The 9,463-nt window shown below is 52.2% G+C and carries 10 protein-coding genes; 3 read left to right on the top strand and 7 right to left on the bottom strand.

The features are described 5' to 3' along the window. The coding region (locus LBJ25_00800) for a hypothetical protein (GenBank protein MDR1452503.1) at positions 1-245 on the bottom strand (245 nt) is incomplete at its 3' end. A 128-nt stretch (positions 246-373) separates the two neighbouring features. Between LBJ25_00800 and LBJ25_00795 the strand changes: the two genes are divergently transcribed. Both LBJ25_00795 and LBJ25_00790 read left to right on the top strand, forming a co-directional pair. Further along, positions 374-700 (top strand): helix-turn-helix domain-containing protein, encoded by a 327-nt coding sequence (locus LBJ25_00795; protein ID MDR1452502.1) that lies wholly within the window; start codon positions 374-376, stop codon positions 698-700. Between the two features lie 93 nt (positions 701-793). Then, a complete protein-coding gene (locus LBJ25_00790) occupies positions 794-1,975 on the top strand; it encodes an ATP-binding protein (GenBank protein ID MDR1452501.1) in 1,182 nt (393 codons plus the stop codon). Between the two features lie 6 nt (positions 1,976-1,981). On the opposite strand, the gene LBJ25_00785 is transcribed toward LBJ25_00790, so the two are convergent. Then, on the bottom strand, positions 1,982-2,785 hold the full coding sequence (locus LBJ25_00785) for a hypothetical protein (GenBank protein MDR1452500.1): 804 nt from the start codon (positions 2,783-2,785) through the stop codon (positions 1,982-1,984). 76 nt (positions 2,786-2,861) lie between these two features. Here LBJ25_00785 and tsaB point away from each other — a divergent pair, with 76 nt between their 5' ends. Continuing rightward, positions 2,862-3,521, top strand: coding sequence for a tRNA (adenosine(37)-N6)-threonylcarbamoyltransferase complex dimerization subunit type 1 TsaB (tsaB, locus tag LBJ25_00780; GenBank protein MDR1452499.1), 660 nt, complete (start codon positions 2,862-2,864; stop codon positions 3,519-3,521). Positions 3,522-3,710: 189 nt separating this feature from the next. Here tsaB and LBJ25_00775 read toward each other — a convergent pair whose 3' ends face one another. The 5 genes from LBJ25_00775 to grpE form a co-directional block, all read right to left on the bottom strand. Then, complete coding sequence (locus LBJ25_00775) at positions 3,711-4,697, bottom strand: WYL domain-containing protein (protein MDR1452498.1); 987 nt, start codon at positions 4,695-4,697, stop codon at positions 3,711-3,713. Positions 4,698-4,862: 165 nt separating this feature from the next. Next, positions 4,863-5,549 carry a zinc metallopeptidase gene (locus LBJ25_00770; protein ID MDR1452497.1) on the bottom strand — a complete coding sequence of 229 codons (687 nt, stop codon included), beginning with the start codon at positions 5,547-5,549 and terminating at the stop codon, positions 4,863-4,865. A gap of 24 nt (positions 5,550-5,573) precedes the next feature. After that, the gene (gene dnaJ, locus LBJ25_00765) at positions 5,574-6,683 is read right to left on the bottom strand and encodes a molecular chaperone DnaJ (protein MDR1452496.1); all 1,110 of its coding nucleotides are present in this window, start codon (positions 6,681-6,683) and stop codon (positions 5,574-5,576) included. A 3-nt stretch (positions 6,684-6,686) separates the two neighbouring features. Continuing rightward, positions 6,687-8,615: a molecular chaperone DnaK gene (dnaK, locus tag LBJ25_00760; protein ID MDR1452495.1), complete on the bottom strand. Its 1,929-nt coding sequence runs from the start codon at positions 8,613-8,615 to the stop codon at positions 6,687-6,689. A 78-nt stretch (positions 8,616-8,693) separates the two neighbouring features. Beyond that, positions 8,694-9,302 carry a nucleotide exchange factor GrpE gene (gene grpE, locus LBJ25_00755; GenBank protein ID MDR1452494.1) on the bottom strand — a complete coding sequence of 203 codons (609 nt, stop codon included), beginning with the start codon at positions 9,300-9,302 and terminating at the stop codon, positions 8,694-8,696. Between the last annotated feature and the right edge of the window lie 161 nt (positions 9,303-9,463).

Below are 9,463 nucleotides of genomic sequence, written 5' to 3'. Positions count from 1 at the left end.
GCGGCAAGCTTATCCTGCTTGTCGTTCCTCAGCGCGTCGAGGTTTTTCCCGGCCAGTTTGGCTGACGGGTAATAACTGTCGCTGGAATTGGCGGTCAGAGTATCCGCCGTGTCGTCCGTCGAAGAGACCTGCTTGTTGGCCACTTTTTCCTTGGTATTCAGCGCCGCGGTCATGGTTGCCGCTGAAAGCGGAGCGCCTTTCGTAATCCCGGTATAAGTGTCACTGTAATTGCCTGCGTTTGTCATAAAAATACCCCCTTCTTAATATCCCATAATACTTTATATATAACTAATTATATTACTTGTTTGCCTGCTTGTCAATGCAAAAGCATAATTCAATCTTAAACTAATATAGGATAGGAGTATTTGATGTGATGGCAGATAAAGATATTGTAAATATTTTAGCGGAAAACATCAGACATTATCGTAATCGTTCCGGCTGGTCACAAATAGATTTGGCGGACAAAATAAATATCTCGGTGACTTTTCTCAGCAGTTTAGAAACTGGCAAGACCTGGGCTTCGCCGGCCACGCTGTCCAAGCTGGCCGCGGCTTTCGGCATCGAAGTGTACGAATTGCTCAAACCGGAAACCAGTCTGTCTCACAGCTCCGCGCAATTATTGCGCAAATACAACGAGGACGCCTGCCGTCTGCTCGGTAAATTGCAGAAAAAATATCTGCTCACGCTGGTTAAAAAATAACGCCCGCGTACCGCGCTTCCTTGACATTTACAATTTACTCATTATAATGAGTAAATAAATAAATATGCTGAGTATTCAGCACAAGGAGCTTTTATGTTCAAGCGGGCGCTGGTCCAGCAATTAAAAAACCGCTTGCGGGAAAAACGGCGCTTTATGCAAATAGTTGTCGGCCCCCGCCAGACGGGTAAAACCACCGCCGTCACCCAGGCGCTCCGCGGTTTAAAAATCCCCCGGCATTTTGTCAGCGCGGACGATCCCGTGCTGGCCTCGCGCGAGTGGCTGAGCAACGCCTGGGCGCAGGCGCGGCTGCTGCAAAAGCAACAACGCAAACCCGCGCTGCTGGTTATTGATGAGATCCAAAAAATTCCGCAATGGTCAGCCACAGTCAAACAACTCTGGGATGAAGACACCCGCCAGAACATTCCTCTCAAAGTAGTTTTGACCGGCTCTTCCAGCCTGCTAATCCAGAAAGGTTTAAGCGAATCCCTGCTGGGACGTTTTGAAGCGCTTTACTGTCCGCACTGGAATTATGCGGAATGTCGGAAAGCTTTTGGTTATACCCTGCAAGATTTTCTTTTTTTCGGCGGTTATCCGGGCGCGGCTGCGCTGAAAAACAACGAGGAACGCTGGGCGCGGTACATCGGGGCGTCTATCGTCGAGCCGACGATCTCTCAGGATATTTTTTTAATGGAAGAAGTGCGCAAACCCGCGCTGCTACGTTCTCTTTTTAAGCTGGGCGCCGGTTATTCCGCGCAGGAGCTGTCCTACACCAAGATACTGGGGCAATTACAGGACGCGGGCAATACGGTGACGCTCGCCCATTATCTGGAACTGCTGGAAAAAGCCAATATGCTCTGCGGTCTGCCCAAATTTTCCTTGAATAAGCTCAGGGTTAGACAGAGTTCGCCTCGCTTTATGGTGTTCGACACGTCCCTACTTACTTATGCGGACGGCGCGAGCCGGCGGCGTTTTTTGGAAAACCCCGAAGCCAGAGGTCATCTGGTCGAAAGCGCCGCGGGGGCTTATCTGCTGGCGCGCGGCCGGGAAGAAGATTTCCAGGTTTTCTGGTGGCGTGAGCGTGACCACGAGGTTGATTTTGTACTGCAAAAAGGCGCTAAAATCACCGCCCTCGAAATAAAAAGCGGCCGGATCAAAAAAAGCGGCGGCAGTCTCGAATTCCAAAAAAAATATCCGCAGGCTTTGAGTTTTATTATTGGCAGCGCGAACTTTTCTCTGGAAGATTTTTTGTCAGGGAAAGTTCCCCTTTTCGCCTGAAAGACATTAGTTCTCCGGCCCTGTAAATATCAGCCGGGCGCGCTGCTGGCCGCTGGAAAATACACCAAAACTGGAGAACTCATACAAACCTAATTCCGAAAAAACAGTTTCACCAAAATCAATGCTGTCCAGCAGCGCGTTGATCTCCAGACGTTCGTTCGCGGTGAGCGGGCGGCCAAATCTGAGCAGGGTCAAATGCGCTAGATTCGGATAAACCTTATCGTCATAGAAGATCTGCCGGGCAAGCTCATGGGCGCGTTTGCGGTCAAAAAGCCGCGGGCGTATCTCGTAGCCCTGTCCGTGTTCAAACACCCGGCGCAACCCATAACGCGCGATCCTGAGGCGTGATTCGTTCAGTTCGGCAAAATTGTAGCCGTGAATTATCACCGCGTCTTGAGCCGCGCTGCCGCCAGAGAAATGGATCTTGGGACTAACGAAAAATTCTTTTCTCTTTTCGTTTAAGAACAGTTCCAGGGCCGCTTCTCTGTGCCCTTGTTTATGCGCCTCAGAGAGCAAAGGGCTTCTTAACGCAAGATGGAACAAGGTCATATGCAGCTCTTCCGCCGCCGGATAAAAATGTCCCTGCATTCTCGCGCCATCGCCCAGAATACCGCTGATCTCCTCCTGCAAAGGCAGCAGCAGCCGCGCCAAATTGTTGTCCCGCAGCGGATAGACCAGCGACAGGTCAAAAACTTTACGGCCAGTTTTGTTCACAAATTTATCAACTGGCGCGAGACTGTCTTCCTTGATTCCATTGTAAGCCGCGACTTCGGTATCGGCAAAATTTATGACTTTTCGCAATAAACGCATAGCGCTCCTCTTTCTTATTTATCGTCACCTGCCAAAAATCGTTGCAAAAAAATCGGCGTTTGCTAATATATCCGGAATGTTAACTTTAGGCTTTAATTTCGCCACGGAAGATCTATGTCTGGCGGTCGTTTCAGGCCGGACACTTCGACTCCGCTCAGTGTCCGTCGAAAAAAAATACCGCGGGGCAACCATCAAAGCCGAGTATCTTCCAGACTACCTTGATGAACTTTTTCGCGCGGCCAAAATAAATTTAAAAAAAATCTCCCGTCTGGGCATCGCCATCGGCCCGGGCGCGTTCACCGGTTTGCGGCTCTCGCTGGTCACGGCTAAAACTCTGGCGCTGGAATTGCGCATCCCGCTCGTGACGGTCTCAACTCTGGCAGCTCTGGCCGCGCAGTACCGCGCGGAAGCCGGCGGCAAAAAGATACGGGTCATCTTGAACGCCTGCCGTGGTGAAGTGACCACCGCGTTGTTCGACCAGGATCTGCGCCGCCTCGAGCCCGATCATGTCGTGAAGCAAAATATTCTCCGCGAGCCGGAAAACTTTATCATCGAAAATCGTCCGGCCAACGCGCTGGCGGTTTGTGAGCTTGCCGCGCGGACACAAGCTGTTTTTGACCGCGCTCAAATCCTGCCCCTGACGCCCCAATATTCCCATGCCTCGCGGGTCAATCTCACGGCCAAGCCGGAATTGCAGCATCTAAAAATAGGCCAAAAAGTCAGCCCCGCTCCTTAAACCTCAATGTGCGACACGGCATGTCATATCAATCCTAAAATCATTCGGTCAGATTTGAAATGCTATGACACGAACTGTCATATCAAAAGGCGGTAATTCTAATTTTCTTGCGTGTCCGCGCAAAACAAAACGACCGGGCAAATACGTTTTTGCATATTACGACATGTATTGTCATAGTAAACCGTAAATTCAGTGCGTATTCTTGAGTATGGCCAGCGCTTCCTGCTGAACTGCTTCGCGCAGTTCCCGCGGCTCCAGAACTTCGACTTTGCCGCCGAAACTTAAGATCCAATCGATGATGCCGCTGTTTTCCTCGACAGGCAGCTCCAGCACGAGCGCGCCGCTGGGCAGGATAGTGGTTTTTTGCGCGGGGTGCCAGACTTTTTCACCCAGCCATCTGGCGACGCGCGGAACAAAACGCAGCTTGACCACGCACGCTCCTTTGCGCCCGGGAAACCAGGCGCGGCTGAACAATTCGGCGGCGTTGAAATCTTCTGGAGTGCGGAATTTTACGCCGGAAATCTTGAGCTGCTTGATGTTCGCCGCGGCCAGGACGCGGAGCTTTTGCGTCTCGTGGCAAAAACCGACGGCGTACCAATCCGACTTGCTGTAACGCAGATGATAGGGATCGAATTCGTAATGTTCGAGCGCGCCGGCCTGCGGATCAAAATATTTCACCCGCACGGAAACCTTGCGCTGCAAGGCTTCCAGCAAAGTATGATAAACACTGAGATTTTCAATTTCGGGAATTTTAAACTCTACGGACAATAAATCGCCGATGTTTTCCGCGCTCAAGATCGTCTTATCCGGCGCCAGCATTTTGAGCTTATTTAAAACGCGCAGAAAAATATTTTTAGTCGGCTGATCGGCGCGGGTCAAAAGCCGTCTGATGAGCAAAAGCGCCAGCAGTTCTCCGTCAGCAAAAGTTAATTCCCGCAAAAGCGGCGCGCGTCCCACCGCATAATAATAGCCGTTGTGTTTAGGATCGTAAAAAATCTCCGCTTGAAATTGTTTTTTCATAGTTTCGATGTCACGGGCTATCGTGCGCGCCGAAAGCGGCGGGTCAAACTGTTTGGCCAGCGTGGTGCAGTTGGGATATTCGCCGCCGCGTATGGCGTGATCTATCTGGTACACGCGCAGCAGCGTGGCCTGATCTAAATTTTTAGCCTGCTTCATAGACGCCTTTATTATAACACAACTATGACAACTTGTGTCGCGGCCTCTTGAATTTTATTAATTTCCCCACGGCTTGAGCGTCTAAAGATAATACTGGCTGGATCTTCTGGCAAAATGATATGACAATACGTGTCACGGCATCGAAATTTACGGCTATTCCCGCCTTTAGTTCCGGCGGTTGTTCCGCATAAAGAGCAGTCTGGCAAACTGCAAAACGGCCATCAGCGTCGCGGCCACATAAGTCAGCGCCGCGGCGTCAAGCACGTTTTTCGCGCCGCGCAATTCCGTCGCCGAGAGGTAAGCCTCACTGCGCAGAGCGGCGATCGCGCGGCGGCTGGCGTCGAATTCCACTGGCAAAGTGACTATTGAGAAAATTACCGCCGCGGCAAAAAAGACTATACCGAGATCGACCAGTTGCGCCACGCCGACAAAAAGCCCGATGATAAAAAGCCACGGCCCGAGATTGGAGCCGAGAGCCGCCGCCGGATAAAACCAGTTGCGGAACATGAGCGGCGAGTAAGTTTTGGCATGCTGAATAGCATGGCCGGCTTCATGGGCGGCAATGCCGTAAGCGGCGATCGACCGCGCGCCGTAAACCCCGCTGGAGAGATTGAGCGTCCGTTTTTTCGGGTCGTAATGGTCGGTCAAATTGCCGGCTACCGCCTGTATCGGGATATTCACCCCGTAATGGCTCAGGATCTGCCCGGCCACTTCTTCAGCGGTCAGGCCCCGCCCGGCGGCGACCTTGGCATAACGCGCATAGGTGGACTGGACTTTCCACTGCGCCAGCAGGGACAGCCCCAGCGTCACGATTATTAAGAAAAAAAACGGATCGCTACCAAAATAATACATAAAAACTCCTTTCGTCCGGCTTTTCTATTTAATTATAGCGTCATTTATGGATTTCGCAAAATTCAAAAGCAGGTCTTTTTGCTTGCCGGAAAGATTTTTGGGCACGGCGATATTGATCTTGAGGAAATGATCGCCGCGTGACAAGGGATTGTGCACCGCCGGCAATCCCTTGCCGCGCAGACGCAATGTCGCGCCGGGCTGCGTGCCCGCCGGAATATCCACTTTGATCTGGCCGGTGGCCGACCGCACATTGATCGCCGCGCCCAGAGCAGCCTGCGCGTAAGAGATCGTTTCCGTGCTGTACAGATCCTGTCCGTCGCGTTCAAAAACAGCGCTGTCCTCGACTTCTATATATATGAAAAGATCACCAGACTTGCCGCCGCGCAGTCCCGCGCTGCCCGCGCCGGAAACCCGCAGGCGGATGCCGGTCTCCACTCCGGCGGGGACTTTGACTTTGACTTTGTTGATCTTGCGCTCGCGGCCAGCTCCGCGGCAGTGCGGGCAGGGCTCGGAGATCAGCTTGCCTTCGCCATGGCAGTCTGGACAGGTGATCACCTGCTCAAATGAACCGAGTATGGTATTTTGCACGACGCGCACCCGCCCCTGTCCGCCGCATTTCGCGCAGGTCACCGGCTTGGTGCCGGCTTTCGCTCCCGAGCCGCCACATTCCGCGCAAACCACCAATTGAGGAATATCCAGCGTATATTCGCGGCCGTGCACAGCCACTTCAAAAGGCACGCGCAGATCAAAGCGCAGATTGTCGCCATCCTGCGCGCCGCTGCGGTCCCGCCGCCGGCCTCCGCCACGGCCAAAAAAATTCTCAAAAATACTTTCCATATCGACGCCGAAACCCTGCGCGAAATCACCGAAACCCTCGCTGAAGCCGCCAAAGCCCTGGCCAAAACCGCCCGTGCCATTGGTCGCCGCCTCGCCGAACTGATCGTACTGGCGGCGTTTCTGCGGGTCGGAGAGCGTCTCATAAGCTCTTTGAATTTCCTTGAATTTATCTTCGGCGCCGGCTTCTTTATTGACGTCGGGGTGGTACTGGCGCGCCAGCTTGCGGTAAGCTTTTTTCAGCTCATCCTCGCTAGCGTTTTTGCTGACGCCCAGCGCCTCGTAAAAATCTTTAGACATTCCTTATTCTTTCTTGTCTTCTTTCTGGTCTTCTTTTTTCTCGTCCTTTACCTCTTCGTACTGCGCGTCGACCACCTTGTCGTCTTTTTTCCCGCTGTCGGCATTTCCGCCAGCCTGCCCCTGCGCATTGGCCGCCTGATACAAAGCTGTGCCGATTTCATAAACCACTTTTTGTAGACTTTCTTTTTTGGCCTTGATCTCGTTCAGATCGTTTTTGTCCAGAGCTTTTTTGAGATCGGCGATCTGCGCTTCCAAAGCGGTTTTTTTATCCGCCGGAATCTTATCTTTATTATCCGTCAAAGTTTTTTCGGCCTGATACATCAGCGCGTCCGCTTCGTTTTTGGTGTCGATCTGTTCTTTTTGTTTTTTGTCCTCCTCGGCGTGCGCTTCGGCTTCTTTGCGCATCTTTTCGATCTCCTCTTTGGACAGACCGGAAGAATTGGTGATCGTAATTTTTTGCTCGCGGCCGGTGCCGAGGTCTTTGGCCGAAACATTCACAATGCCGTTGGCGTCAATGTCAAAAGCGACTTCGATCTGCGGCACGCCGCGCGGCGCTGGCGGTATATCCCGCAGCTGAAAATTGCCCAGCGTGCGGTTGTCCTTGGCAAACTGCCGCTCGCCCTGCACGATATGAATATCCACCGCGGTCTGGCTGTCCGCCGCCGTCGAGAAGACCTGCGATTTTTTAGTCGGGATCGTGGTGTTCTTGGTGATCAACGGCGTCGCCACGCCGCCCAGCGTTTCGATACCGAGCGTCAACGGCGTCACATCGAGCAGCACGATATCCTTGACCTCGCCAGCCAGCACGCCGCCCTGTATGCCCGCGCCGACCGCCACACACTCGTCGGGGTTGATCGAAGCATTCGGCTCTTTGCCGAAAAAATCCTTGACCATCTGGCGCACGCAGGGTATGCGCGTCGAGCCACCGACCAAAATAACCTCATTGATGTCGGACATGGCCACACCGGCGTCTTTCACGGCGATCTCGCAGGGTTTTTTAAGTTTGGTCAAAATCTCCGCGATCATTTGCTCAAATTTGGCGCGGCTCAAAGAGATGTTGAGATGTTTCGGGCCGTCCGCGCCAGCGGAAATGAACGGCAGATTGATCTCTGTCGTAGTCGCGGAAGATAATTCCATTTTGGCTTTTTCCGCGGCTTCGCGCAGACGCTGCAGGGCCATGCGGTCCTGCTTGAGATCAATACCGGTGTCTTTTTTGAAATTATCCACCAGCCAGTCCATTAAAAGACTGTCGATATTGTCGCCGCCCAGATGCGTGTCGCCGTTGGTGGAGAGCACCTCAAAAACACCGTCGCCGATCTCCAGCACGGAAATATCAAAAGTGCCGCCGCCAAAATCGAACACCGCGATCTTGCTGTCTTTTTTATTTTTGTCGAGGCCGTAAGCCAGCGCCGCCGCAGTCGGCTCATTGATGATGCGCAGAACTTCCAGACCGGCGATCTTGCCGGCGTCCTTGGTCGCCTGCCGCTGCTGGTCGTTGAAATAAGCCGGCACGGTGATGACCGCTTTGTCGACTTTTTCACCGAGATGTGCTTCGGCATCATTTTTCAGTTTTTGCAAAATCATGGCCGAAATTTCCGGCGGCGTGTAAGTCTTGTCATCGATTTTCACGGCGGCCGCGTTGTTATTGCCATCAACAATATGATACGGCACCAGTTTTTCTTCCTCGCCGACCTCGTTGTGCAGGCGTCCCATAAAACGCTTGATCGAATAGATCGTTTTCTCCGGATTGGTCACGGCCTGCCGCTTGGCGATCTGGCCGACCAGCCGCTCGCCGTCCTTGGCAAAACCGACCACCGACGGGACGGTGCGTCCGCCTTCCGCGCTGGTGATCACCGCCGGCTTGCCGCCTTCCATCACCGCCACGCAGGAATTTGTCGTGCCTAAGTCAATTCCGATTACTTTGTTACCCATTTTTTTTCTCCTTTTCTTGGACACCGAGCGCAGTGTCCTTTATTAGAATTATCTGTCGCTTCGGCTTCGCTCAGCGACCTATCTTGCCACTACAACCATAGCCGGCCGTAATACTTTGTCATACATTACATAGCCGGTCTGCAATTCTTCCAGCACGGTTTGCGACGGCTGATCGGACTCTTTTTGCAGCGCCGCCTCATGAAAGCGCGGGTCAAAAAGCTGGCCGACCGCTGTCATTTTTGTCACGCCAAACTTCCGCAAAACATCCTCCAGTTGTTTATGTATCAAAGCAAAACCTTTTTTCACTTCCTCGCCGGCCCTGGCGTCCACATTCAGCGTTTTTTGCGAACGCTCAAAACTATCCAGCACCGGCAGCACAGCCTCGATAAATTTACCCGCGGCGTATTTGGTGTGCTCGGTTTTTTCCGTCTCGGCGCGTTTGCGGAAATTATCGAACTCCGCATATAAACGCAAATACTTATCTTCCGCCGTTTTTAATTTTTCCGCTAGTTCGGCGGCCTTTTTACCGTCCACCGCGCTTTGATTTTCCTGCGCTTTTAGATCCTCTATTTTTATTCTTTGCGGTTCGGCCTTGACCGCCGCCGACTCTTTTTCCGCCGGGTTTTCCCCGACAGGCTGCGCTTCTTTATGCTGCTGTCTCTGCTCTTCTTTTTTGTGTTCGGTCAATTTTGACAACTCCTTCGGATCTGGCCGATTATTTCACATTATCGCTAATTTGACCATAGTTATAGAAAATTGTATGCCAGGATTATTTTTGGTGTATTTACAGCAAAAATCAAAGTGCTGTATAAAATTTATACAGTATTTGTTTAAAAATAATACATAAG

It is taken from the genome of Candidatus Margulisiibacteriota bacterium (assembly GCA_031268855.1).
Classification (GTDB): domain Bacteria; phylum Margulisbacteria; class Termititenacia; order Termititenacales; family Termititenacaceae; genus Termititenax.
The sequence above is the reverse complement of the archived record's forward strand: the minus strand, read 5'-3'. Positions and strand labels throughout refer to the sequence as shown.

Excerpts from the sequence above, each read along its gene's own strand:
- dnaK (MDR1452495.1), bottom strand. The coding sequence starts at position 8,615 with ATGGGTAACAAAGTAATCGGAATTGACTTAGGCACGACAAATTCCTGC.
- LBJ25_00775 (MDR1452498.1), bottom strand. The coding sequence starts at position 4,697 with ATGAAGCAGGCTAAAAATTTAGATCAGGCCACGCTGCTGCGCGTGTAC.
- tsaB (MDR1452499.1), top strand. The coding sequence starts at position 2,862 with ATGTTAACTTTAGGCTTTAATTTCGCCACGGAAGATCTATGTCTGGCG.
- LBJ25_00795 (MDR1452502.1), top strand. The coding sequence starts at position 374 with ATGGCAGATAAAGATATTGTAAATATTTTAGCGGAAAACATCAGACAT.
- LBJ25_00790 (MDR1452501.1), top strand. The coding sequence starts at position 794 with ATGTTCAAGCGGGCGCTGGTCCAGCAATTAAAAAACCGCTTGCGGGAA.
- LBJ25_00770 (MDR1452497.1), bottom strand. The coding sequence starts at position 5,549 with ATGTATTATTTTGGTAGCGATCCGTTTTTTTTCTTAATAATCGTGACG.
- LBJ25_00785 (MDR1452500.1), bottom strand. The coding sequence starts at position 2,785 with ATGCGTTTATTGCGAAAAGTCATAAATTTTGCCGATACCGAAGTCGCG.
- dnaJ (MDR1452496.1), bottom strand. The coding sequence starts at position 6,683 with ATGTCTAAAGATTTTTACGAGGCGCTGGGCGTCAGCAAAAACGCTAGC.